The organism is Rhizobium sp. S163 (genome assembly GCF_030380805.1).
In the GTDB taxonomy this organism is placed as follows: Bacteria; Pseudomonadota; Alphaproteobacteria; order Rhizobiales; family Rhizobiaceae; genus Rhizobium.
The window spans coordinates 1,039,273-1,064,455 of the sequence record NZ_JAUDSA010000003.1; the positions used below are offsets into that span (position 1 = coordinate 1,039,273).

At 61.1% G+C, this 25,183-nt stretch carries 21 protein-coding genes; 9 read left to right on the forward strand and 12 right to left on the reverse strand.

What is annotated here, in order from left to right:
- Window positions 1-568 precede the first annotated feature (568 nt).
- Both QTL96_RS05345 and QTL96_RS05350 read left to right on the forward strand, forming a co-directional pair.
- On the forward strand, window positions 569-838 hold the full coding sequence (locus QTL96_RS05345; RefSeq protein ID WP_289726964.1) for a hypothetical protein: 270 nt from the start codon (window positions 569-571) through the stop codon (window positions 836-838).
- Window positions 839-1,022: 184 nt separating this feature from the next.
- Window positions 1,023-1,178 (forward strand): entericidin, encoded by a 156-nt coding sequence (locus tag QTL96_RS05350; RefSeq protein ID WP_111562825.1) that lies wholly within the window; start codon window positions 1,023-1,025, stop codon window positions 1,176-1,178.
- A 181-nt stretch (window positions 1,179-1,359) separates the two neighbouring features.
- On the opposite strand, the gene QTL96_RS05355 is transcribed toward QTL96_RS05350, so the two are convergent.
- The 4 genes from QTL96_RS05355 to QTL96_RS05370 all read right to left on the reverse strand — a co-directional run bounded on the left by QTL96_RS05355 (window position 1,360) and on the right by QTL96_RS05370 (window position 5,441).
- Window positions 1,360-1,668, reverse strand: a complete 309-nt coding sequence (locus QTL96_RS05355) for a hypothetical protein (protein ID WP_111563007.1) — start codon at window positions 1,666-1,668, stop codon at window positions 1,360-1,362.
- A 528-nt stretch (window positions 1,669-2,196) separates the two neighbouring features.
- Entirely contained in the window at window positions 2,197-2,706 is a 510-nt protein-coding gene (locus QTL96_RS05360; RefSeq protein WP_111562826.1) for a hypothetical protein, read from the reverse strand.
- 563 nt (window positions 2,707-3,269) lie between these two features.
- The gene (locus tag QTL96_RS05365; protein WP_289726965.1) at window positions 3,270-3,548 is read right to left on the reverse strand and encodes a hypothetical protein; all 279 of its coding nucleotides are present in this window, start codon (window positions 3,546-3,548) and stop codon (window positions 3,270-3,272) included.
- A gap of 33 nt (window positions 3,549-3,581) precedes the next feature.
- Window positions 3,582-5,441: an AAA family ATPase gene (locus QTL96_RS05370; protein ID WP_111562828.1), complete on the reverse strand. Its 1,860-nt coding sequence runs from the start codon at window positions 5,439-5,441 to the stop codon at window positions 3,582-3,584.
- Window positions 5,442-5,648: 207 nt separating this feature from the next.
- Here QTL96_RS05370 and QTL96_RS05375 point away from each other — a divergent pair, with 207 nt between their 5' ends.
- Complete coding sequence (locus QTL96_RS05375; protein WP_111562829.1) at window positions 5,649-6,014, forward strand: helix-turn-helix transcriptional regulator; 366 nt, start codon at window positions 5,649-5,651, stop codon at window positions 6,012-6,014.
- Between the two features lie 398 nt (window positions 6,015-6,412).
- On the opposite strand, the gene QTL96_RS05380 is transcribed toward QTL96_RS05375, so the two are convergent.
- Window positions 6,413-6,943 carry a DEAD/DEAH box helicase gene (locus QTL96_RS05380; protein ID WP_289726966.1) on the reverse strand — a complete coding sequence of 177 codons (531 nt, stop codon included), beginning with the start codon at window positions 6,941-6,943 and terminating at the stop codon, window positions 6,413-6,415.
- Entirely contained in the window at window positions 6,943-8,946 is a 2,004-nt protein-coding gene (gene dnaG / locus QTL96_RS05385) for a DNA primase (protein ID WP_289726967.1), read from the reverse strand. Before dnaG ends, QTL96_RS05380 begins: the two co-directional genes overlap by 1 nt.
- A gap of 652 nt (window positions 8,947-9,598) precedes the next feature.
- On the opposite strand from dnaG, the gene QTL96_RS05390 reads away from it, so the two are divergent.
- Window positions 9,599-10,477 (forward strand): hypothetical protein, encoded by an 879-nt coding sequence (locus tag QTL96_RS05390; protein WP_289726968.1) that lies wholly within the window; start codon window positions 9,599-9,601, stop codon window positions 10,475-10,477.
- Window positions 10,478-10,481: 4 nt separating this feature from the next.
- On the opposite strand, the gene QTL96_RS05395 is transcribed toward QTL96_RS05390, so the two are convergent.
- Window positions 10,482-10,934 (reverse strand): GatB/YqeY domain-containing protein, encoded by a 453-nt coding sequence (locus QTL96_RS05395; protein ID WP_026282805.1) that lies wholly within the window; start codon window positions 10,932-10,934, stop codon window positions 10,482-10,484.
- Window positions 10,935-11,207: 273 nt separating this feature from the next.
- On the opposite strand from QTL96_RS05395, the gene carA reads away from it, so the two are divergent.
- Together carA and QTL96_RS05405 are read left to right on the forward strand one after the other, a co-directional pair.
- Window positions 11,208-12,413 (forward strand): glutamine-hydrolyzing carbamoyl-phosphate synthase small subunit, encoded by a 1,206-nt coding sequence (gene carA, locus QTL96_RS05400; RefSeq protein ID WP_113010481.1) that lies wholly within the window; start codon window positions 11,208-11,210, stop codon window positions 12,411-12,413.
- A 167-nt stretch (window positions 12,414-12,580) separates the two neighbouring features.
- Window positions 12,581-13,621 carry an acyltransferase gene (locus QTL96_RS05405; RefSeq protein ID WP_289726969.1) on the forward strand — a complete coding sequence of 347 codons (1,041 nt, stop codon included), beginning with the start codon at window positions 12,581-12,583 and terminating at the stop codon, window positions 13,619-13,621.
- A 12-nt stretch (window positions 13,622-13,633) separates the two neighbouring features.
- Here the strand turns inward: QTL96_RS05405 and QTL96_RS05410 are convergent, their stop codons facing one another.
- From QTL96_RS05410 to QTL96_RS05425, 4 genes are all read right to left on the reverse strand, one after another.
- Entirely contained in the window at window positions 13,634-15,022 is a 1,389-nt protein-coding gene (locus QTL96_RS05410; protein ID WP_289726970.1) for an MATE family efflux transporter, read from the reverse strand.
- 140 nt (window positions 15,023-15,162) lie between these two features.
- Window positions 15,163-16,410 (reverse strand): TCR/Tet family MFS transporter, encoded by a 1,248-nt coding sequence (locus QTL96_RS05415; RefSeq protein WP_289726971.1) that lies wholly within the window; start codon window positions 16,408-16,410, stop codon window positions 15,163-15,165.
- Window positions 16,411-16,566: 156 nt separating this feature from the next.
- The gene (locus QTL96_RS05420; RefSeq protein WP_289726972.1) at window positions 16,567-17,475 is read right to left on the reverse strand and encodes a LysR family transcriptional regulator; all 909 of its coding nucleotides are present in this window, start codon (window positions 17,473-17,475) and stop codon (window positions 16,567-16,569) included.
- Between the two features lie 105 nt (window positions 17,476-17,580).
- On the reverse strand, window positions 17,581-18,498 hold the full coding sequence (locus QTL96_RS05425; protein ID WP_289726973.1) for a neutral zinc metallopeptidase: 918 nt from the start codon (window positions 18,496-18,498) through the stop codon (window positions 17,581-17,583).
- A gap of 174 nt (window positions 18,499-18,672) precedes the next feature.
- Between QTL96_RS05425 and QTL96_RS05430 the strand changes: the two genes are divergently transcribed.
- The 3 genes from QTL96_RS05430 to QTL96_RS05440 all read left to right on the forward strand — a co-directional run bounded on the left by QTL96_RS05430 (window position 18,673) and on the right by QTL96_RS05440 (window position 24,800).
- Window positions 18,673-19,701, forward strand: a complete 1,029-nt coding sequence (locus QTL96_RS05430) for a zinc-dependent alcohol dehydrogenase family protein (protein ID WP_289726974.1) — start codon at window positions 18,673-18,675, stop codon at window positions 19,699-19,701.
- A gap of 162 nt (window positions 19,702-19,863) precedes the next feature.
- A complete protein-coding gene (gene carB, locus QTL96_RS05435) occupies window positions 19,864-23,352 on the forward strand; it encodes a carbamoyl-phosphate synthase large subunit (protein WP_047506004.1) in 3,489 nt (1,162 codons plus the stop codon).
- A 155-nt stretch (window positions 23,353-23,507) separates the two neighbouring features.
- Window positions 23,508-24,800 (forward strand): DUF2235 domain-containing protein, encoded by a 1,293-nt coding sequence (locus QTL96_RS05440; protein WP_289726975.1) that lies wholly within the window; start codon window positions 23,508-23,510, stop codon window positions 24,798-24,800.
- Here QTL96_RS05440 and QTL96_RS05445 read toward each other — a convergent pair.
- The gene (locus tag QTL96_RS05445; protein WP_283194206.1) at window positions 24,784-25,161 is read right to left on the reverse strand and encodes a VOC family protein; all 378 of its coding nucleotides are present in this window, start codon (window positions 25,159-25,161) and stop codon (window positions 24,784-24,786) included. The genes QTL96_RS05440 and QTL96_RS05445 overlap by 17 nt on opposite strands.
- Window positions 25,162-25,183: the final 22 nt, after the last annotated feature.

Below are 25,183 nucleotides of genomic sequence, written 5' to 3' on the forward strand. Positions count from 1 at the left end.
AATCCGAGTGCCGACGGGTTGACCACTTGCGCATGCGTGTCACCGATCCTTCCCCGGCGCGCCGCTTGTCCACAAGCACCCGTCACTTCCAAATGGGTGTGTGAGACAGGACACGAACATCTTCCGAACAGAAGCGGACCCTGTGCGAAAGGTGTAGGCGGTCTCTGCACTTCGCGCAGTAGCGTGGCCGGTGCTGGATCGGCTTCTCGTTTTCGTGGCGTTGACATGAACGCCGGTCCGGCAATTGCCCGCCGTGAGCAGTGACGCTCATGGCGGGCTTTCATACATACCGGACACTCATCCCCATGTCATGTGACGAGCGTACTCATCAGTCGCCATCATAGCGTGGCAAATCCTCAGATCCTTTTCCCACTTCAGTGCGGAAGTACACCACATCTGCCCGCGCGGTAGGAGCTTGTACCTTTGTTTGACGGTTCCAAGCCGGGCACCAACCGGCTGGCTGTATTGCCATTCTTGACGTGGTCAAGCCTGGATGAGGATGGTGGCAATACTGGTCTGGAACTTAATGCTTACAGTTAGATTAAACTGCAAAACCGGAGAGCCCAATATGACATATGTTGCTTCCCCAAGCCATTCGATCGGCGATGCCGCCCGAACTGAAGACCTCAAGCAGTGTCTTGAAACCGCTCGTAAACACCTGAACGAGACCTCCCGAGCTTCCGATACGGAAAGACAGCAGGAACTCGTGTCTTCCGCAATAGACGCTGGTTGGGAAGAGGATGAAGTTCGCGCGGCACTCGCGAACGAGGAAGTAGAACCGTCCCATGACGGATCCTTGATGCCGACCTTGGGCGTCGTTCCGTCGTCGTCATTGTAGGAATCGCGCGCGTTCGGTGACGAGTAATTTTCTGAGCTCCAGCAGCCGTAGCTTCGTCTCGTTCGGCAGATCGTTACCAGCCCGGAAGCCGCCTTCGAGTGACGGGATATGGCTGCCAGTCAGCTCGGAACTTAAGAGGTTCGCCGGCGTTTAGTCGGCATTCGTAACGAAACCGGAGGTTCCCATGAAAGCCATTTCTACAATTCTTGCCGCGACCATATTGACGCTCTCGCTTACGGCATGCGGCAACACTATCCGGGGGATGGGCAAGGACACCGCAAATACGGTAGACGCTACTCAAAGTGCCGGTCATCGCGTCAACCGGGCCGCCTCAAACTGATGCCTTGGGTTATCTCCGTCTGATCAGGCGAAAGCCGAACGGGCGAGCTTCAGGCCGAGGTCCAAAGCCCCCGCTATGTAGGTTGAAGTTATCTTCGAACGGGCACCGTCAGTTGAGAGACTTTGAGGACGATCCCATCGCAGTAGAATCGGCGCGATGGGATCGATCAATACCTTACGGGCTAGTTATTGTGCGCCGCGCAAGCCTCGTCCTCGGGCGTGGCATTGCTCTTCCCACCTTGGGTCTGAAGCTTGCCGTTGCCTGCGCTGCTTGCAGGATCCGAACACTTGGACTTGTCCGTTTTCATCTTGCTTCCAGCCTTGGCAGAATGTGTAGCCATGGGCTTCTTCATGTCAGCGTTCGCGCCACCGCCTGTGTCAGATTGGTTCTTGTCGATCGTCGACCCTGCCGGAGCTGGATTGGACTGGGCAAAAGCAGAACCAGCGAGGCCGACTGCCATAATCGCAGTAGCGAAGAGTTTTAAGCGCATTGTCTTCTCCTTTGTGCATTTGGTGCGGCTCTCGATTAACCAAAGACTGCGCTCCTTGTTCCCGGAGCACGACGCATCACAAGAAAGAAAAGACATGAACTCCCCGATGTAGTTTTTGCCCTCGGAAAGATTGGGCGAACCCCGCCGGATGCCAGCCGCCATTCATGGGCGCGTATCCATCATTGCAAGAAATAGAATTTCCAGGTCTACAAGCCAGCATCGTCGCTTGACCGGATACAAGCATGGCGTGGACCGTGGTCTTCCGACTCTGCGGCCAACCGGCAACTCCGTCGAGTGGCGTCGTCGAAGCGCGTCGGCCAAAGTTCGGTGTGTCATCGCTGCGTGCAGTCCCTTTGGATAACGGCCAGCAAAAACTCGGCATTGGGTCGCGATGCCGCCAAGTTCAACCTAGTGCGAGCTGAAGGCTAGGGACAGCATCCTTATCAACATGCAAGGGTTCGCAGGCGTCTGCGGCTACTTGCTTCAAGCGTCACGACCGTTCTACGAGGTGGGGCTCGAGTGAAATCTTCAAGATGCCAGGCTTTCGCCCAGAGCGGCCGCGAAGAGCTGAGGCGTGCCAAAGTGACGTCGCATCAAAACAGGCGAATTCAGCAGCCCAGGCTCCATGCCCGCTAGTTCGAGCATTTCGAGCACGAAAGACGTTCTGAAACTTACACCGAAATACACATGTTCGCTTGCATCATGCCAAGTCGGATCGATCACTCTACCCGCGCCGTCGACCAACCAGGCATGCTGGATCGGGAGCCAGACCCCGCCTTTTTCCATCGCGTACCCTTCGCAGTAGAAGAGTTCGTCGGCCGAATCCGGCCCCTGGCAAACGAGGGCGCGGACGGAGTTGGAGTAACAGTGCCGTCGCTCACCAAGGACGATCGAAGCCGGTCTCTCGCCAACAATGTCCATCAAGACGCCATGGGTCATCAAGGCATTTTCGGCGTTGAAACGCTGGCCACTTCCTGCGTCGAGCAACCTTCCTAGATAGTTCCGGATCACACTTTCCTGAAATTCCTTGTGCTTCATCACCTAACCTTTTGCCCATCGCTAAGAAAAGGCTGGCGTCGATCCGCTCAGTCGTCAAACAGATTTTGAAATCTTAGGTCATGCGCGCGACGTCGGTCAGCGATGGATAATAAGCCTCTTATCTGATGACCCTAAGAATTCACGCTTACAAAGGCATGAGCACGCTTGCCTCAGCCTTCGTCCGTACCGCCAAGCATCAGGGAGTCCCGAGCACTTTCTTTCTGAGTATAGCCATCGACCGTGACCGGTCGACAACATGCTGCGGACCGGCTTTTTGCCGCGGTGAAACGCGTTCAAGATCCTTTGCGTCTCTTCGGGTGAGTGCCATCGCTTGTCGGTATCCACCGCAGTTCTCCTCGCGACGAATCCCTATGGGAGGTTGCTGCTCAGTTGATAACCGTGTCGGCGTCGAATCCATAAGAATTGATCGCCGCGCGCAGCACTGGTTGACGCCGGCAGCTAGGCCGCGGAGAGCCCCGAAGCAGCTATGTCTCTGCAAAACATAACGCAGATCGACCAACCTCGTAGCCAGTGACGGCTCGGTGGCCACAACAGCTCCCGCCTCAACACCCGAAAGTCTCCACGAGCCTCCTGCTGGTCAGGCAGGAAGAAAGGAGCGAATAGGGGGAGTTGAGGAGGACGATCATCGTTTCAACGTCTGGCGTCCTGACAACCAGTTCGTGAATACCCAGCCGGCCGAGGGATTCGCCCGTCGGATCGATCTGCGTCATTGCCTCTCGATATCCCGCGACCGCGATCCTCGCCTCCTCGAGCGTCGCGGAGAAATGCATACCGATGTCGGAGCCGGAAATGATCTCGTGCCCATAGACGGTAAATTCCATGTCGCCACCCGGCTCGAATCCTTTATTGTCGCGTTAGCGCTTCTCGATACGAAGATGGCGATCGACGACAAGTTCGGCCGACAGCCGCAGCAGGCGGGTTTTCTCCTTGGTGAGCAGTTCCTTGGCCGCTCGATACTCGCGAGCCAGGATCCCGTCGACCTCGGCGCGGAGTTCAGGCGACGGCACAAAGGATTCGTCAACTCGGTTCGCACCGACTTGATATCGAAGCCATTTGCCTAGCCCATAGCTGCCGACCAGGCGGTAAGCCAGCCTGGTGGCCTGATCGAGATCGCTACCGATGGCGCCCCCTGCCCCGATCGACCGGGTGCCGAATACGACCTCTTCGGCCGCGGTGCCGCCCAGCATGATCCTGATCCTCGCCAACAGATCCTTTTCGGTCGGGAGCGCCTCGTTGTGCATCTTGTAATGCAGCCGGCCTCCATCCTGGATGGGCTGGCCCTCAACCATGTGGGATTCGACCCTGATACTGATCACGTCTGCAACCCCGGACGCCATCGCCATCAAAGCGTGCCCGGTCTCATGAACGCAGATGCGATGGACGACGGTTTCCGGTAGCGGTACCTGTGCGGGAAGGATGGCTTTGATGTCCGAGATCGCGATGTCGCCTTTTCGAATCCTTGCCGCCCGTTTTGCGGCTCTTGCCAGCTTTTCAAGATCGGCAGGGGTCGCAAGCGCCAGCTTGTCGGTGATTTCGCGAAGATCTTTCGGGGCGACGGCCTGATTGAGGTGGTAGGCAAAGATCTCCGCACGCTCTTCGTCCTCGGGCAGTTCAAGGTACACGTGCTTTTCGAGACGGCCGGAACGCAGCACGGCACCATCTATCAGGTGCGCGTAGTTCGTCGCTCCGACAATGATGGTTCCCGGCTGCTCCAGCGCGTGGGTGGTCAGGTCGAGAAACCTGCCGATGACGTTGCCCTCGTAGTAGGCTTGATCGCCCCTCATCGTGGAGCGATCGCCGATCGCATCGAGTTCGTCTACTAGCAGTACGGCGCCCCGGCGCGACGTGGCGTCTGCAAACGATCGGGACATCGCCGAGAGCATGTCGCCGAGGTACCCTCTGTTCGTTCCTTGCCATTCGCCAACCGACGTCTTGACGAGGTCGAATCCTAGCTCGTTTGCCAGCGCCGTGCCGAAGAGCGTCTTGCCCGTACCCGGCGGCCCCATGAGAAGGATGCCCCTATCGACATCCGACCATGGAATCCTGTCTTCTCGCCAATCGTTCACGTCCTGCTTGATCGCATCGACCCAGTGGCGGGCCGGACCGTATCCGGGTAGCGTCGAAAGCTTCGGCAAGCGGTCAGGCCCTGTGGTCGGTTTGACCAAGGAGGCGATGTCGAGTTCCTTCAGCGAATGACGAGCTGTTAGACCGATGACGATTTCCGCCGGTTGCTCTGCGATAGCCGTGGCAAGCTGGAGGTCGACATCGCCGACGCCCAGCACCTTGCGTGCGGCGACGATGTGTCTCGCAGTTGGCGGTGAAATGTTGACAATGACGTCGGCCGCTAGCTGAAGCGCAGCCCTGACCCCATCAAGCGATGTTGCAAGATAGATGGCCTGATGCTCCGGCCGGAAGACCGCGGAGTCTTCGGCGCCCTTATGCGTCGTACGCCGTTGCGTCTCCCCGATGATGTGCACCGGACGGCGGAAGTCGTCATAGTACGAACGCTCCCTTCCTCCGGTCATAAGGAGAGTCGCCGCGGACTTGGCATGCCAGATCCACTCCTTGTCCACTATGCAGATGATGATGCCCTTCGCATCGTTCTTGAACTGCTCGGTTCCACGGAGCGCTTGTCGGAGCGCGCAGAGCATCAGGAACCGCGCCGCGTTGTTGCAGGTTTCGGCAAAGACCTTGCTATCCAGGCGATGGTACATGTCAGACTGCCCCAGCCTTTACGCGCCCTGTCCCCGCGGCACTGATTCGCAAATTTCGGCCGACGACCGAGACGTCTCTCGAAGGATTCAGCATTCTTACAACTCCATTAGATGCTTTAGGCGTCTAATGGACGCCTAAGATGGCTCGGCGTCAACATATTTGTCCGTCGGTTTGCGGCACCTGTGGATACATGGCATTGAATCCTTATGCTGATCGCACCGCCAGAAATCCTAAAGGTCGCAAGAGAGTTCCTAGGCTTTAGTCAGGAAGAGGTGGAGAAGCATGCCGGAATTTCGAGAGCGACGATCCAGAGGGTCGAGCGCGGGGTTCGCGACCTACCCCAGTATGTTGTCCTTCTTCAGCATTTCTACGAGAAGAGCGGGATCGAGTTCGTGGCGCCTGCGGGCAAGAGGGGTTGGGGTCTCTTCAACCATAACACGGCGGGTAAAATCCTGAGACTGAACAAGGTGACCCGGCGCGCTAAGGCAATCGCCGAGCCTAAGGCGCCAGAAGCCGACAAAAAGACCGCCGCTCAACATCCGGTTCCCCCTTCGAAATTGGAAGAGCAGTGATGCGCTCTCACGTCTACCGCTATTAGAGCAGCCTACGTCACCGAGAGGGATGCGCCCTGCTTCAAGAGCGTGACCGGAATCCGCTGGGTCAACATAGGTGATAGACGTAAAATCCCAAATAAAATCATTGACATAAGAGAAATTATTGATACTATGAAATTACGGTGCAGGCAGGGATGCCGATGACCGTGAAGGGTTAAGTTTAGTGTCCTGATTTGACGTTGAACAGCGCGCATCCGCCGCGCGTCAACGGCCGACCATCCCTTCGCATTTTTTTCTTTTTCAGAATGGGGGCTGTCTGCCCCCAAACCCCCGAGGATATTTCCAGAAGGGTTAAGCACCTTGATGGAAGGGATATCGTGCTCGATCACTGCTGACCGTGGGGCTGCTAGATCGAGTTAGTTTGCTACCTGCGATAGCTCTTGTTTTTTGGCGCGACGTGGCGATCCGTCAAAACAGTGCGCTTCATCAATAGCGAACAAGGCGATCCTGGAATTGCCGATGATATCGCGGAACCCCTCCATCAGGATGCGTTCCGGCGTCACGTAAAGCAGGTCGAGATTGCCCGACGAGATCGCCCGGCGAACCTCGACATATTCCTCGCGCGTCAGCGACGAGTTGAGCGCGGCTGCGCGGATGCCGAGCTGCTTCATCGCCTCCACTTGGTCGCGCATCAGCGCGATCAGCGGCGAAACGACGATGCCGACGCCATCGCGGCAGAGCGCGGGGATCTGGAAGCAAAGCGATTTGCCGGCACCCGTCGGAAACAGCACCAGCGCATCGCCGCCATCGACCACATGCTCCACGACCGCCTGCTGCTTGCCGCGAAAGGCCGGATAGCCGTAGACGTGGTTGAGAATGCCAAGCGGCGTGCGCTCTGCGCCAAACAGCGCGTCACCCGCCGAAAACCGTGTATCCGCCGCGTCCATCAATGGCTCGCAGCCCCTTTGACGCGGCCGGAGAGCACGCCGAAGCCATCGATGATCGCTTCCTGGTTCTCAAGCCGCAGTCCCTCGAAATGAACCTCCTGTAGCGCCCGCATCAGCTGGTCGATCACCTCTTCGTTGCCGCTTTCGGTGGCCTCGGCGATCTCTTTTTCCAGCTCGATCTTCTGCCAGCGCAGCGCCTTGGACCGCTTGTGGAAGGCAAGCGCCTGACGATAGCCTTCGCGCGCATCCTCCATCGCCGCCTGCTCGGTGGCGATCCATAGCCGCGCATTGCGGATCTGCTGCTCCAGCGTCTGGATCAGCCCGCCGAAGCCCTGCTCTTCCAGGCGCTCGATCAGATAATCGCGCGTCAGATGCGGACCGGCGACAGCCGCCGCAGCCCCGAGCATGCCCGACCAGAGCCGCTGCAGCTCGCGGCTGTCGTAATCGATCGAGGCGATCTCGTCATATTCGTCCTGCATCAGCGCCGGGTGGTTGACGACGGTGAGCGCCAAGACGCTCTCGCGCAGCGCCGGCGTTTCCTGGTGGCCGCGCACCAGCCCGGAGCGGGCCAGCCGATCCGAAATGCCGCCGCCGGAAACACGCGCGCCGCGCGGGCCGTCGTTTCCGCGTCCCCGCCCCTGCCCACCGCCACGCTCAAAACCGCCGCGATCGAAATTGCGACGCTCGCCGCCGTCGCGGTTCTGGAACTGCGGCCGGAAGAAGCCGTTCAGCCGGTCGCGCATGTCCTGCTGGTAGTGCCGGCGCACATCCTCATCGGCGATCACGGCCACCAGCTGCCTCAGCCGCGCCTCGAGCTCGGCCTTCGCCTCCGGAGTCTCGAACGAGCCGGTCTTCAACTCGCGGGCCCAAATCATTTCGGCCAGCGGTTTGGCCTGGCTCATAACCTTGTCGAACGGCGCTCGCCCCTCGTTGCGCACGAGATCGTCGGGGTCCTTGCCGTCAGGCAGAAGCGCGAAGCGCACGGTGCGGCCGGGCTTGATGTGCGGCAGCGCCAGATCGGCCGCGCGGTTGGCGGCGCGGATACCGGCGCCGTCGCCGTCGAAGCAGAGCACCGGCTGCGGCGTCATCTTCCAGAGGAGCTCCAGCTGGTTTTCGGTCAGCGCCGTGCCGAGCGGCGCCACCGCGTTCTCGACGCCCGCCTGATGGAGCGCGATCACGTCCATATAGCCTTCAACGGCAATGATCGTGCCTTCGCCATTGGCGCCCTGCGTCGAGCGCCGCGCGCGGGCGAAATTGTAGAGCACGTTGCCCTTGTGGAAGAGCTCCGTCTCGTTGGAATTGAGATACTTGGCCGGCGCGTCCGGCGACATGGCGCGGCCACCGAAGGCGATCACCTTCTCGCGCGAAGACAGGATCGGAAACATGATGCGGTCGCGGAAGCGATCGTAAGACACCGGGATCTCCGGCCCGTGCACGACCAGCCCGCAGGCCTCGATCTGCTCTTTCGACGCCCCCTTGCCCGCCAGATGCTCCTTCAGCGCATTGCGGCTATCGGGCGCAAAGCCGAGACGGAAGGTCTCGATCGTGCGCCCCGTCAGTCCGCGGTCGCGCAGATAGGCGCGCGCGCGGGCGCCGTTCGCCGTCTGCAGCTGGTCCTGGAAGAACTGTGTCGCCATCTCCATCACGTCGAGAAGCGTGGTCCGCTCCTTCTCGCGCTTCTCCATGGCGGGATCGGCGACGGGCATCGCCACGCCGGCCATATCGGCGATCGTCTGCACCGCCTCGGGAAAGCTCAAGCCCTCGAGTTCGGTGAGGAAGCGGAAATGGTCACCGGTCACGCCACAGCCGAAGCAATGGTAGCGGCCCTTGCGGTCCTCGCAGTGGAAGCTCGGCGACTTCTCGCCGTGGAACGGGCAGCACGCCCAATAATCGGCGCGCGAGACGTTGGTCTTGCGCTTGTCCCAGCTCACACGGCGACCGATCACGTCCGAAATCAGGACGCGGTCGCGTATCTCGTCGAGAAAGGAGTTTGAAAAGCGCATTTCTACCTCTTGGCTATCCTCCATATAAGCAAGTTCCCGGGCGCATGCCATGAACTTTGGCCGATAGCCACGCTATACACAGGTTGCTTCAATGACCTGCACCCGGCAACGCGGGTATCTGAAACTTTCAACAAAGCGTGACTGTCGAAGGCATTCACGAAGCGCCAAGAGCTTGCCGTACATCGTAAACGACACCAACCGCGATATGACGCGCTCGCTCCGGGTAGATAAAACAGGACCTTACGGCCGAGACTCGAATCCGATTGCGAGCTGGACACCCCAACTGGTGTTCGCTTTAAGGCGGCGATTCCCGCCAATTATTATTTTTTTGTAATTTGAATCCGATGCCGCATCGCAATAACGTCAGTCTCAACAAAGCGATCCCCTCGCAAGGCACCATCCCTACCCCCGGCGCCGCCTTGCAAGGGTGCCTTTGCAAATACCCGCTGATGAGGACCCAGGTCCTGCGTCGTCAGCCGGAGCAAAGAGCAAGAAGGCAGGAACGCCCCCAGTTCCTGCCTTCTTTAATTTCTACCTAACGTTTCATATTGTGGATTGTGACTGCCTATCACAGGCAGATTCCACCAGCAATTGATTGACAGTCGTTGGTCGCAAGTCCAATGAAGGCGGCAACTTCGGATGGTTGCCAAGCATGCCACATAAGGTTGAAGAATTTTTAGAGAGTGACGCATTTTTCGCGTTGGTTCTGGAATTCGCGCGCGAAATGCTCGCGATCTACCGCGAAAGCCCGCGCATCGCGTCGATATTCGCCGCCCAGCAACGCTGGTTGATGGCGCAACTCGGATTCGCGCTTTATTTCGGCTACCCCGACGATCCCAAGGGCGGCCTCTACTCCGGCCGTTTCATTTCATTCGCCATCGAAAAGAAGATCGCCAGCCGCAACACGGCGGCCGCCTTCATGCAGGAAATGCTCGCCTATCGCTTCCTGCGCCCGGTCGAAAGCCCATCCGACAAGCGCACGCGCCTGCTGGAGCCGACCGAAACGGCGATGGAACACTTCCACAAATGGCTCGCCGCCCACCTGATGATCCTCGACAACCTCGATGGCGGCCATCGTCTCGAGGCGGCGATGAAGGATCCGATGGTGTTTGCCCGCATGCAGCCGTTGATCGCCAAGGGCATCATCGACAGCGACGCGGTGCGCGATCCCGGCACCACCTACAATCTCTTCAACTGGGCGAATTCCGGCGGCCTCGTCATGGATCTGCTCATGACGCGGATAACCTCTTTCGACACGTCGATGGAGCGCGTCGCGATCGGCAGGCTGTCGCTGAAGGAGATCCGCGACCAGTTCATGATATCCAACACGCATCTGAAGCGACTGCTGTCGCAGGCAGCCGAGATGGGCAGCATCGGCTGGTCGGAGGCCTCGTTCAAGGGCGAGACCTGGATGTCTATGAAGTTCGTGCGGGAATATTGGGGCTATCAGGCCGCGAAATTCGCCGTCATCGACGCCGCAGCCGCAAGCGTGCTGGGGCCCGCGGTCCCGAAGACCGCGCGCCTAGCTTGATCGATCAGTTCAAGAGTTCCTTGACGGCACCCGACGCCTTGGAGAAATCCATCTGGCCGGCATAGCGCTCCTTGAGCACCGCCATCACCTTGCCCATGTCCTTCGGACCGGCAGCACCCGTCTCGGCGATGATCGCCGCGATGTTGGCGCGCACATCCGAATCGGAGAGCTGCTTCGGCATGAAGTCCTGCACGACTTTGATTTCGGCGCGCTCCTTGGCGGCGAGCTCCGGGCGGGCGTTCTCGTCGTAGATCTTCGCCGATTCGTCGCGCTGCTTCACCATCTTGGCCAGGATCTGCAGGATTTCGTCGTCGCTGGCCTCTTCCTTGCCGGCGCCGCGATTGGCGATATCACGGTCCTTGATCGCGGCCTGGATCAGGCGAACGGTCGAAAGACGCTCGGCATTCTTGGATTTCATCGCATCCTTGAGGGCGGCGGCGAGTTGATCGCGCAACATCATAAACACTCCTGTTTGAATGCCGCTTCATAAACCAGACGAATGCGTGGGATCAAATAAATTGCGAAACGCGCGACATAAAGCGGCAGAAAACCCTTAGAATCTGCGGTACAAAGATTGACCTCAGGAAATAGCGTGGCTATTTACCGCCACCTGCACCAAAATTCGTGATCAGGCCTGAGAGCGCGCGCCTTGCCGCGCGTACACGCTTGCGAACCAAAATGGCCGGCCAACGTTGCCCAAGGACGTCTGGCGGCCGGAAACGGGATGAAGATGACCGCGACAGCACCCTGGACAACCGAAAAGCCGACCGCCCTGCTCGTTCTGGCGGATGGCACAGTGATCGAAGGCAAGGGCATCGGTGCGACCGGCAAGGTCCAGGCCGAAGTGGTCTTCAACACCGCGCTAACAGGCTACGAAGAGATCATGACCGATCCCTCCTACCTCGGCCAGATCGTCACCTTCACCTTCCCGCATATCGGCAACATCGGCACCAATGAAGAAGACATCGAAGACCTGACGCCAGCAGCACGCCACGGCGCGGTCGGCGTCATCTTCAAGGCCGACATGACCGACCCGTCCAACTACCGCGCCGCCAAGCACCTCGACGCCTGGCTGAAGGCCCGTGGCGTCATCGGTCTTTGCGGCATCGATACCCGCGCGCTCACCGCCTGGATCCGTGAAAACGGCGCGCCGAACGCCGTCATCGCCCACGATCCGAACGGCGTCTTCGACATCGACACGTTGAAGGCAGAAGCCAAGGCCTGGAGCGGCCTCGAAGGCCTCGACCTCGCCAAGATCGCCTCCTCCGGCCAGTCCTCGCAGTGGTCGCAGACCCCGTGGGTCTGGAACGAAGGCTACGGCGAACTGAAAGCCGAGGACGCCAAGTACCACGTCGTCTGCCTCGACTACGGCGTCAAGCGCAACATCCTGCGCCTGTTTGCCGGCCTCGATTGCAAAGTCACCGTGATGCCGGCAACGACGAGCGCCGAGGAAGTGCTTGCCATGCAGCCCGACGGCATCTTCCTGTCAAACGGCCCGGGCGATCCGGCCGCAACCGGCGAATACGCCGTTCCGGTCATCCAGTCGCTGATCAAAACGGATATTCCGCTCTTCGGCATCTGCCTCGGCCACCAGATGCTGGGCCTGGCGCTCGGCGCCAAGACCGAAAAGATGCACCAAGGCCACCACGGCGCCAACCATCCGGTCAAGGACCACACGACGGGCAAGGTCGAGATCGTCTCGATGAACCACGGCTTCGCGGTCGACACGAAGTCGCTGCCCGAAGGTGTTGAGGAGACTCACGTTTCGCTCTTCGACGGCACGAACTGCGGCCTGCGCGTTTCAGGCAAGCAGATCTTCTCCGTCCAGCACCACCCGGAAGCCTCCCCCGGCCCGCAGGACAGCCACTACCTCTTCCGCCGCTTCATCAACATGGTGCGCGAAAAGAAGGGCGAAGCGGCACTGGCCGAACGCTGAGCGAATAGACAGAGATCAATTAAAGAGAGCGGCGCCGAAAACCACGGCGCCGCTCTTTTCATGTCTGCTTTGGGCATGGTCTTGCCGTCATTTGTTAACAGCAATTTAAGGCCGGCATTTCATGATCCGCACCCAGGCGCGCGCAACGCCGGCCGAAGGTGCCATCGATGCAGGAAAAGAAGCACATAGCCAGTCTCGACGGCTTGCGCGGCATGGCCGCCGCGGCAGTGGTCTTCTCGCACCTCGATCTGATCTTCCCCTCGCTCGCGCCCTTCATGATAACAGGTGTCGGCGGCCGGGCGGTGGCGATCTTCTTTGCTCTCAGCGGCTTCCTGATGGCCTATCTCTATGGTGACCGGCCGATCAGCCGCAAGGCAGTAGCCGACTTCCTGGTCAGCCGCTTCTCGCGCATCTATCCGGTCTATCTGGTGGCAGTGCTTGTCGTCGCGGTTCTGTCGAGCATTCCGGGCTTCGATTTCATCAACCCGATCCACGGCGGCAAGGAAATCCTGCGCCATGTCCTGCTCCTGGGCTCAACCGGCGTCCTGTGGTCGGTCCCGCCGGAAATCCAGTTCTACCTTCTCTTCCCGGTGATCTGGCTTTTCTTCAGCGACACCAGGCGATACCAGGCAATCGGCGTCCTGCTTGCAGGCCTTTTGGCGCTCGACGCGCTAGACGGCTTCCCCGGTCCCGGCATCCTGCTGGTCTCGAAGCTCGCGTTCTTCCTTCTCGGCGCCACCGTCGGCCGGCTCCAATCGCGGCTGAAAGATCGGTTGGATGGCATCACCACGGGCATATTGGCGCTGACGCTGCCCTTCTTCATCCTGATATCGAACCACCTGTTTCCCAATGCTGACAACGCCTGGGGACTGGCGCCCGCCTTCGCCGGCGCGCTCGCGGTTCTATTGGTGGCGCAGGAGCATCGGATTTCAGCAGCCGTCTTCGCCGCCGCACCGATGCGCTTTCTCGGCAAGATCAGCTTCTCGCTCTATCTCTTCCACGTGCCGGTGATGTTCCTGATGGGCAACGCCCTGTCGTCAACAATGCCGCTTTATGTAGTCGTCCCAATGGCCCTCGTCGCGGCCCTGCTGATCGCCTGGATCAGCTACGAATGCATCGAGACCCCGGCCCGCCGGGCGCTGGTATCGCTCTGGCATCAACGCGGGTCGAAGGTCTTCGCCAATCCGCAGCCGAACACCCGCAGTTAAGCGACGCCAGGTTTAAACCTCGCGCCGCATCAGGATGTAGAACCGCGCGCACAGCATAAGCGCGGCCGTGAACAATCCGATCAGAAAGCCGAGCCAGATGCCGATGCCGCCGAGCCCCAGCGGAAACGCCAGCGCCCAGGCCAGGAAGAAGCCGATCGGCCAATAGGCGATCAGCGCCAGGATCATCGGCACGCGTGCATCCTTCAGCCCGCGCAGCAGGCCGTTGGCGATCGCCTGCAGACCATCGACCAGCTGGAACAGCCCGGCGATCACGATCAGCGGTCCGGCATAGGCAAGCACCTGCGGCGCCTCGGCCGAGTGGGTGTCGAGGAACCAGCCCGCGAAGAAACCGGGCATGATCGCAAACAGCAACCCGCCGATAGCCGAAATGACACAGGCGAGCACGGATACGGACACGGCCGCGCGCACCAGCGCCACGCGATCTCCCTGCCCGTGCGCGACGCCGACCCGGACGGTCGCCGCCTGCGAAAGGCCGAGCGGGATCATGAAGGCGATCGATGCCCACTGCAGCGCGATGCCGTGCGCTGCAAGCTCGATGGTGCCGATCCGGCCCATCAACAGCGACGCCATGGTGAACAGGCTGACTTCGGCAAGAATGGTGACGCTGATCGGCAACCCCAGACGCACGACCTCGAAGAAGGCCTTCCAGTCCGGCCGCCAGAAGCGAACCAGGATTTCGTAACGCCGGGTTTCCGGCCGGCTCTGGACGTAAGCCAGAATGAAGAAGAAGCCCGCCGTCTGCACCAGCACCGACACGATCGCCGCACCGCGCAACCCCATGGCCGGCAGGCCGAAATGGCCGAGCACGAGCACGTAGGCAAAGACCGCGTTCAGCACCAGCATGGCGATCGTGACGTTGAGAATGACGGCGGCCTTGCCGATAGCACTCACCAGCGAGCGCAGCACGTTGTAGAGCAGCCCCGGCAGCACCGCGAACTGGCCGATGACGATATAGCTATGCGCCAGCGCCGCCACCTCGGGCTTTTGCCCAGCGGCGAGCAATATCTGCTCCGATTTGAAGAAGGCCGGCAGCATCAGCACCCAGAAAGCGATAACCACCCACAGGCCCATGCGCAGCGACCGGCGCACGCTGACGACGTCGCCACGGCCATAGGCCTGCGCCACCATCGGAATGACGGCGATCGAGAAACCGGAGCCGAAGACGAGGATCGTGAACAGGAACTGGCCGGCCAGCACCATGGCCGCCAGATGCTCGGCGCCCAGCCGCCCGACGATCATCACGTCGGTGGTGTTGATGCCGAGTTGGGCCAGCTGCGCACCGATCAGCGGCACGCCGAGCGCCAGCGTCGCGCGGATATGCGCGCTCCAACGGTTATCGGTTGTCGGCGCCAGCTTTCGCGCGTCGATCGGCGTATCCATGACGGTGTCCTGTGACTTGATGCAAAATGGGCGCAAAGCGCGACAATATGACCAAGGCTCTAGCCGAAATCCCAAGGAAACGACACCCAAAAACATGCAGGTGATGAAATATTCATCATCACATCATCGATTCTGATCGATCACTCGGCTGCCTGACCGAGCGCCTTGCCGGTCTTGGAGACCCGTACCCTGAAGAGAAACACCAGCGTGGCGATCAGGATGAAGAACGCCGCCATCAAGAACGGCGCGCCCGCGAAGGTGACCGGCGCATCCGGCTTGGTGAAATAGCCGAACATCTGCGTGAAGATCAGCGGGCCAATGATCGTCGTGATGCTGGAAAGGCTCGTTAACGCCCCCTGCAGCTCGCCTTGCGCCGAGGGCGGCACCTTGCCGGCCGCGATGCTGCGAAGCGGCGGATCGGCGATGTTTTCCATCACGGTCAGCACGATGACCGCATAGACCACCCATCCCTCCCAGGCGAATGCATAGCCCGTGAGGCCCACCACCGAGAAACAGAGCCCGACCACCGCTGTCTTCCATTCACCGAGAACGGGCACGATCCTGGGCAGCACCAGCGCCATGACGACGGCGGCCCCGATCCCGTAAATACCGAGCGAAAGCCCGATCTCGCCCTCGCTCCAATTGTAGCGATAGCTGGTGACGAACGACCAGACGGCCGGATAGACCGCATGCGCCAGCCAGAACAGGAACATGACGGCGGCGATCCAACCGATGCCGGGATAGTTTCGCATCTGCTTCAACGCGCCCAGCGGGTTGGCCCGCTTCCATTCGAAATGGCGCCGGTTTTTCGCATCGAGCGTCTCGGGCAGCAGGAAGCAGGCCGCGACGAAATTGAGGAACGAGACCGCAGCCGCGCCATAAAACGGCACGCGCGGCCCGAACTCGCCGAGAAATCCACCGATGACGGGGCCGACAGTAAAGCCGACGCCGAAGGCGATGCCGATGAGGCCGAAATTCTTGGCGCGGTTCTCTTCATTGCTGATGTCGGCGATATAGGCCGAGCAAGTCGCGAAGCTGCCGCCGCTCAACCCCGCCAGCATGCGCCCGATGAACAGCATCCAGAAACTGGTCGCCACCGCGCAGATCAGATTGTCGATGGCGAAGGTCAAAACCGAGAGCAACAGCACCGGCCTTCTCCCGAAGCGATCGCTCAGATTGCCGAGCAACGGCGCGAACAGGAACTGCATGCCGGCATAGACGACGAGCAACCAGCCGCCATCGAGCGCCGCATCGCTGACCGAACCGCCTGTGAGCTGCTCAAGATAGACGGGCAGCACCGGCATGATGATCGCGATCCCGATCACGTCGAGAAACAGGATCATGAAGACGAGGAAAAGGCCGCGGCGGACGAATTTTGGGTCGAGCATGCGAGGTCTCTACAGCTGTTTGTTTTCTGGAAAGACGATCTCATCGCCGCCCGTTCTACATACCGCAGGCAAAAGAGCGAAACAATACGTGAACATTTCAATTGTTTTGATAGGCTCACGACTTCCGTTGATGGCGAACCGGAACAAAGCGCGCACCTAGCGCTGTTTTTGTGGTTCCGTCTTGATGAAGTCGACGAAGGCGCGTAGCGCCGCCGGCATATGGCGACGGCTGGCGTAATAGAGGAAGGGTCCGGAGAATTCGGTCACCCACTCCTCCAGAATGAGCTCCAGTCGCCCTGCCTCGACCTCGGGCATCACCACCTCTTCGAAGGTGCGCATGACGCCGAGGCCTGCAACGGCGGCTCCCACTTCGATCTCGATAGCATTGGCCGACACCTGCCCCGTCGGCGTGATCATCAGCGTCTCACCATCCCGGTCGAATTCCCACGGCGTCGCGCTCGTCCCGCTCAGGAACCGGTGGATGATGCAATCGTGGTCGATGAGATCGCGGGGATGCTTCGGCATGCCGCGACGCTTGAGATAATCGGGCGACGCGGCCGTCACATAGCGCTGCCGGCGCGGGCCGATCGGCACGGCGATCATGTCGCGCTCCAGCCGCTCGTCATAGCGAATGCCCGCATCATAGCCGGCACCGAGCACATCTATGAAACTGTCCTCGCCGATCACCTCGATGCGCACCTTCGGATAGGCCTTCAGAAATCGGTTGATGATATCGGACAGGAAGGAGCGCGCCGCGATCGTCGGCACGTTAAGCCTGAGCGTTCCGGATGGTCCCTCACGGAAGCTGTCGAGTTGCCCGAGAGCCGACGCGACCTCCCCCAGCGCGGGTGCCAGTCGTTCGAGAAGCCGCTGCCCGGCTTCCGTCGGCGTCACGCTGCGCGTCGTCCGGTTGAGAAGCCGAACGCCCAGCCGCTCCTCCAACCTTCTAAGGGAGTCGCTGAGTGACGAGGCCGAAACGCCCCGCTTGCGCGCCGCCGCGCGAAAGCTTCTCTCCCTGGCGATTGCCGTGAAGGCATCGAGGTCGCTAAGTGGAAGATCATCCATTGTGCATTTTCCCGCACGATCGGCTCAAATTGAGCAGAACTATCGCACAGGGGCGCACGAGACGAAAGCTGGTGAATGCAGTCCCGGCGTCGGGACCTGCAACCGTCAGACCGGGCCGGAGAAGGTATCGCAGGCCTGCATCTGGCCGGTGTCGAAGCCGCGCTTGAACCATTTCACGCGCTGCGCCGAGGTGCCGTGGTTGAAGCTCTCCGGCACGACATAGCCCTGGCTGCGCTTCTGCAGCGTATCGTCGCCGATCTGTTGCGCGGCATTCAGCGCCTCCTCGAGGTCGCCTGCTTCGAGAATACCCTTCTGCTGGGTAAACTTGCCCCAGATGCCGGCGAAACAATCAGCTTGCAGCTCGACACGTACCGACATCTTGTTGGCATCGGCCTCGCTCATGCGCTGACGCGCTTCGTTGAACTTGGGCAGGATGCCGAGCAGGTTCTGCACATGATGGCCGACTTCGTGCGAGACGACATAGGCCTCGGCGAAATCGCCCGATGCACCGAACTTGCGGCTGAGCTCGTTGAAGAATGCGGTGTCGAGATAGACCTTCCGGTCCTGCGGGCAGTAGAACGGTCCCGTCGCGGCCGAGGCAAAGCCGCAACCCGACTGCGTCTGCCCAGAGAACAGCACCAGCTTTGGATCCTCGTATTGACGGCCCATCGATTGGAAGATGCCCTGCCACGTATCCTCGGTCTCGGCGAGCACTGTGCGCACGAAGGCGGTCATCTCGTCGTTGGCGGGGGTCTGGCTGCCGCCGGACTGGCTCTGCTCATAGCCCGGGCCGCTGGACATGCCGCCATCCATCACCTGCAGGAGGTCGATGCCCATGGCCTTGAAGATCAGATAGATCACGACGAGGAAGATGATGGTGCCGATGCTGAGCCCGCCACCGCGCCGGCCCATGCCGCCGCCGGAGGGAAAGCTGAAGCCGCCCCCTCGTCCCAATCCACCCATGGAAGGATCACCGCGACGATCCTCGATATTGTCGGACTGACGCCGGCCTTTCCATTCCATGATGATCTCCCCGCAGAGACTGCTTGCTCTCTCATCTCTTATATATCCGGGGGAATGGGAAATTCCAGCCGATTTCAACCACGCCTATCCGCCCTTCGTGGCCACGACAGGCGCTTGACGCGCGCCTTGCTTTCGCCCCTTCTGCACGAGGGAGATATCGGAGGAGAACTGGGCATGAAGGCAGTGCGGCTGGAAGCAATCGGGAAACTCTCGTTCATTGAGGTGGAAAAGCCCAGCCCCGGTCCGGGCGAGCTGCTTGTCCGCGTCGAGGCCTGCGGCATATGCGGTACCGAAAGGCACCTGCTTCACGGCGAATTCCCATCCAGACCACCCGTTACGCTCGGTCACGAATTCACCGGCATCATCGAGGAGATCGGCCCCGCCGTCAGCGGTTTTCGGAAGGGCATGCGCATCACCGGCGACCCGAACATCTCTTGCGGCCAATGCGAGCAGTGCCAGCGCGGCCGCGTCAATCTTTGCCGCAACCTCCAGGCAATCGGCATCAGCCGCGACGGCGGCTTCGCGGAGTATGTGATCGTCCCGCAAAAACAGGCGTTTGCGCTACCCGATGACCTCGATCCCCTCCACGGCGCCTTCTGCGAACCACTCGCCTGCTGCCTGCACGGCGTCGATCTGGCCGAGATCAGGACCGGCTCGTCTGTGGTCGTATTGGGCGGCGGCGTCATCGGCCTGCTGGTCGTGCAACTCGCGCGCCTTGCCGGCGCCACCGACGTCGTGCTCGTCACCCGCAGCGCCGACAAGCGGCGGCTGGCCGAAAGACTCGGCGCGACGGCGACCGCCGACCCTGGTGATGGCGAGATCATCAAACACATCACCGCGCCGGATGGCCTGCTACCGGGCGGCGCCGATGTCGTCATCGAATGCGCCGGCGTCGCCGAGACCGTCGAGCAGGCCCCTGCCCTTGCCCGTCATGGCGGCACAGTCGTGATTCTCGGCGTCATGCCGCAGGGATCGAAAGTGTCGATCGAGCCCTTCGACCTGCTGTTTCGCGAAATCAGGCTGATCGGCTCGTTCATCAACCCCTTCACACACCGGCGCGCCGCCGACCTGATCGCATCAGGCGCGATCAAGGTCGAAGCGCTGATTTCGCGCCGCATCGGCCTTGGCGAGGCGGTGGAAGCGATCAGCAATCCGGCCCTTCCTGGCGAGATTCGTGCCCTCGTTATGCCGAGCCTCGGCTAGCCCTTTCCGATTCCTGTCGATTCCGAAAATTATGGGGTTCCGTTCACGGATACATTTGCCTATAAGCCGCTTCTAGCCTGAAAAGACCATCATATGCGCGACCCGGCCGGTGCCTCCCACCCTGGCCGGCTTTCTGCGCAGCTAGGAAACGGAAAAAAGCCCATGCCGAAGCGCCAAGATATCAAATCGATCCTCATCATCGGCGCAGGACCGATCGTCATTGGCCAGGCATGCGAATTCGACTATTCCGGCACCCAGGCCTGCAAGGCGCTGAAGGAGGAAGGCTACCGCGTCATCCTCGTCAACTCCAACCCGGCCACGATCATGACCGACCCGGGTCTCGCCGACGCAACCTATGTCGAGCCGATCACCCCTGAGGTCGTCGCCAAGATCATCGCCAAGGAGCGCCCCGACGCGCTGCTGCCGACCATGGGCGGCCAGACCGCGCTCAACACCGCGCTTTCTCTCAAGCGTATGGGCGTTCTCGACCGTTACAATGTCGAGATGATCGGCGCCAAGCCGGCCGCCATCGACATGGCTGAGGACCGCGCCCTGTTCCGCGAAGCCATGGACCGCATCGGCCTCGAAACCCCGCGTTCGATGCTCGCCAACGCCACCGACATCAAGGATGCCGACCGCAAGACGCATGAAGCCGAGCGCAACAAGCTGAAGGAAAGCCTCTCGGGCGCAGAGCTCGACAAGGCGCTCGACGCGCTGGAAAACCAGTGGAACCTCGGCGAGACCGACCGCAAGCAGCGCTACATCAGCCACGCCATGGCGATTGCCGCCCAGGCGATCGACGTCGTCGGCCTGCCCGCCATCATCCGCCCCTCCTTCACCATGGGCGGCACCGGCGGCGGCATTGCCTATAACCGCTCGGAGTTCTTCGAGATCATCGGCGGCGGCCTCGATGCCTCGCCGACGACGGAAGTCCTGATCGAGGAATCGGTTCTCGGCTGGAAGGAATATGAAATGGAAGTCGTCCGCGATAAGGCGGACAATTGCATCATCATCTGCTCGATCGAAAACATCGACCCGATGGGCGTCCACACGGGCGATTCCATCACCGTCGCGCCGGCACTGACGCTGACCGACAAGGAATACCAGATGATGCGCAACGCCTCGATCGCGGTTCTGCGCGAGATCGGCGTTGAAACCGGCGGTTCGAACGTCCAGTTCGCCGTCAACCCGAAGGACGGCCGCCTCGTCGTCATCGAGATGAACCCGCGCGTCTCGCGCTCCTCGGCTCTCGCATCGAAGGCCACCGGCTTCCCGATCGCCAAGGTCGCCGCCAAGCTCGCCATCGGCTACACGCTCGACGAACTCGACAACGACATCACCGGCGGTGCGACGCCTGCCTCGTTCGAGCCGTCGATCGACTACGTCGTCACCAAGATCCCGCGTTTTGCATTCGAGAAGTTCCCGGGCGCCTCGCCGGTTCTGACCACCGCAATGAAGTCGGTCGGCGAAGTCATGGCAATCGGCCGCACCTTCGCCGAATCGCTGCAGAAGGCGCTGCGCGGCCTCGAAACGGGCCTCACCGGCCTCGACGAAATCGAAATCCCCGGCGTCGAGGAAGGCGAAGGCAGCCAGAACGCCATCCGCGCCGCCATCGGCACGCCGACGCCGGATCGCCTGCGCATGGTCGCCCAGGCGCTGCGCATGGGCATGAGCCCAGAAGAAGTGCACGAAGGCTGCAAGATCGACCCGTGGTTCATCGCCCAGTTCAAGGCGATCATCGACATGGAAGCCCGCGTTCGCGAACACGGCCTGCCCACCGATGCCGCAAACCTGCGCACGCTGAAGGCCATGGGCTTCTCCGACGCCCGTCTCGCAACCCTCTCCGGCAAGCGCCCGAAGGAAGTGGCCGAACTGCGTAATTCGCTGAACGTCCGACCGGTCTTCAAGCGTATCGACACCTGCGCCGCCGAATTCGCCTCGCCGACCGCCTACATGTATTCGAGCTACGAGACGCCCTTTGTCGGCGCCGCCCGCTCGGAGGCCGAAATCTCCGACCGCAAGAAGGTCGTCATCCTCGGCGGCGGTCCGAACCGTATCGGCCAGGGCATCGAGTTCGACTATTGCTGCTGCCATGCCGCATTCGCCCTGCGCGACGCCGGCTATGAAGCCATCATGATCAACTGCAACCCGGAAACGGTCTCGACCGACTACGACACCTCCGATCGCCTCTACTTCGAGCCGCTGACGGCCGAAGACGTGATCGAAATCCTGCGCGCTGAGCAGGAAAAGGGCGAAGTCGTCGGCGTCATCGTGCAGTTCGGCGGCCAGACCCCGCTGAAGCTAGCCGAAGCGCTGGAAAAGAACGGCATCCCGATCCTCGGCACCGCGCCCGACATGATCGACCTCGCCGAAGACCGCGATCGCTTCCAGAAGCTCCTGATCAAGCTCGACCTGACACAGCCGAACAACGGCATCGCCTACTCGGTCGAACAGGCTCGCCTGGTCGCCACCGAAATCGGCTTCCCGCTGGTCGTTCGCCCGTCCTACGTTCTGGGTGGCCGCGCCATGCAGATCATCCACAACGAGAGCATGCTGCAGACCTACCTGCTCGACACCGTTCCGGAGCTGGTGCCTGAGGACATCAAGCAGCGCTACCCGAACGACAAGACCGGCCAGATCAACACGCTGCTCGGCAAGAACCCGCTGCTCTTCGACAGCTACCTGTCGAACGCCATCGAAGTCGACGTCGACTGCCTCTCCGACGGCAAGGACGCCTTCATCGCCGGCATCATGGAGCATATCGAGGAAGCCGGCATTCACTCCGGTGACTCGGCTTGCTCGCTGCCCCCGCGCACGCTCTCGCCCGAGATGATCGACGAACTCGAGCGTCAGGCGAAGTCGATGGCCAAGGCTCTCAACGTCGTCGGCCTGATGAACGTGCAGTTCGCCATCAAGGACGGCACCGTCTACGTGCTCGAAGTGAACCCGCGCGCCTCGCGTACCGTTCCCTTCGTCGCCAAGACCATCGGCGCCCCGATCGCCAAGATCGCCGCCCGCGCCATGGCCGGCGAAAAGCTCGATCCGCTGTTTGCCGCCTACGGAGAGAAGCCGGACCCGCGCAACCTGAAGCACATCGCCGTCAAGGAAGCCGTCTTCCCGTTCGCCCGCTTCCCCGGCGTCGACACGCTGCTCGGCCCGGAAATGCGCTCGACCGGCGAAGTCATCGGCCTCGACACCGATTTCGCACTGGCCTTCGCCAAGTCGCAGCTCGGCGCCAGCGTCGAACTGCCGCGTGACGGAACGGTCTTCGTATCGGTACGCGACGACGACAAGCCGCGCGTCCTTCCCGCGATCCGCATGCTGGTCGAACAGGGCTTCAAGGTTCTGGCCACCGGCGGCACCGCCCGCTTCCTCGCCGAAAACGGCATCGAGGCCGTGAAGATCAACAAGGTGCTCGAGGGCCGTCCGCACATCGAGGACGCCATCCGCAACCGTCAGGTCCAGCTGGTCATCAACACGACCGATAGCAACAAGGCGATCTCCGACTCCAAGTCGCTGCGCCGCGCGACGCTGATGCAGAAGGTGCCTTATTACACCACCATGGCCGGCGCCGAGGCAGCCGCCCAGGCGATCAAGGCGCTGAAGGCCGGCAACCTCGAGGTTCGCCCGCTGCAGAGCTACTTCGCCTAAGACATCAAGGCCGGCCGTGACCCTTCACGGCCGGCTTTTCCGGCGTACGAAGCCACTGTCACAACACGCCGAAGTGTCGCAAAACGCGACAATCCACCTGAGATTTCAAACCCTTCGCGATCATGTTACGATGTGCCCACACGTGAGGGGCATCGATGGGCAAGAATATCGTCATTCTGTTCGATGGCACGTCGAACGAAATCTCCGCCGACCGCACCAATATTCTGAGGCTGTTCGGCGTTCTCGACCGCAGCGACAAACAGATCGTCTATTACGATCCCGGCGTCGGCACCTTCGGTGCCGCCAATGCATGGTCCAACGCCTACCGCAAGACGGTCGAGCTCTGGGGCCTGGCAACCGGCTGGGGCCTCGACCAGAACGTCAAGGAGGCCTACCGCTTCCTCGTCGACAATTACGAGCCCGGCGAACCGGGGGACGATCAAGAGTATCGGGACCGCGACAACATCTACATCTTCGGCTTCAGCCGCGGCGCCTATACGGCGCGGGTGTTGGCAGGCTTCGTCCATTCGCTCGGGCTGATGAGCAAATACCACGTCAACCTGATCGACTACGCCTACAACACCTACAAGGGCATCTCCGAAAGCGAGCAGCAACAGGGCGGAGCGGATGCCGCCGATGTCGATTGGGATGCGCCCTCGGCCTTCAAGACCATGCGCCTCTACGAGCGCGCGCTGAAGACAGATCGCCCGCCGATCAAGCTGCTCGGTCTCTTCGACACCGTGTCCTCGGTCATCGTCTGGGGCAAATGGCGCCCGCAGCTGCTGACGCTTCCCTTCACCGATCGCAATCCGAGCGTCGAAGTGGTGCGCCAGGCGCTCGCCATCGACGAGCGGCGAACCATGTTCAATCCGCTGCCATGGCGGCAGGGACAGGACTATTGGGGCGGCCCCTTCAAGCCACCGAAACCACCCCCGCAGAATGTGAAGGAAGTCTGGTTCTCAGGTGTTCACGGCGATATCGGGGGCGGCTATCCGGAAGCGGAGAGTGCGGCGATCAAGATACCGCTCGCCTGGATGATAGCCGAGACCCGAAGCACCGGCCTCACCTATAACGAGGACGCCGTGAACGAACTCGTCCATGGCGACAATCCGACGAAGAGCTATGTCCGGCCGGCCCCGACGGCACCGCTGCACGACTCCATGAACTGGGCGTGGAAGCTGCTCGAATATGTGCCGAGACGGGTGCCGATCACCTCCTGGCGCAAGCGTGGCGACACGACGCGCATCTACCTGCCGCTGGCCGACCGCCGCTTCATCCCCGACGGCGCCTCGCTGCACCAATCCGTCATCGACCGATTGTCATCGGCAACAGCGCCGCCCTACGCCCCGCCGAACCTGCCCCTACGCTTCGAGGCGGAGCCCTGGAGCAACGACGGCCCGCCACCATCAGAAAATTCGGAGGTGGTTCCGATCACTCCGGCCGCTTGAAATAGGCCTCGAGCCGATACCCATCAGGATCGATGACGAAGGCGGCATAGTAGAACTGGCTGTAATCCGGCCGCACGCCCGGCGCGCCATTGTCGGTTCCGCCATTGGCAAGGCCTGCCGCATAAAACGCATCGACGGACTCTTCAGACGGCGCCACGAAGCAAAAATGCAGCCCAGACTCCATATCAGGCGCCACAGGCCGCGCCACCTCGCCGACCCAGAGCCCCACCCGATCGGCGCCATAACCGCTGACATTGCCGAAATTCGTCAACCGCTCATAGCCGAGCGGCGCCAGCGCGGCATCGTAGAACGCCTGCGACTTCTCAAGGCTCTTCACACCAATCGACACATGATCGAACATAAACGGTCTCCCGATTGCCATT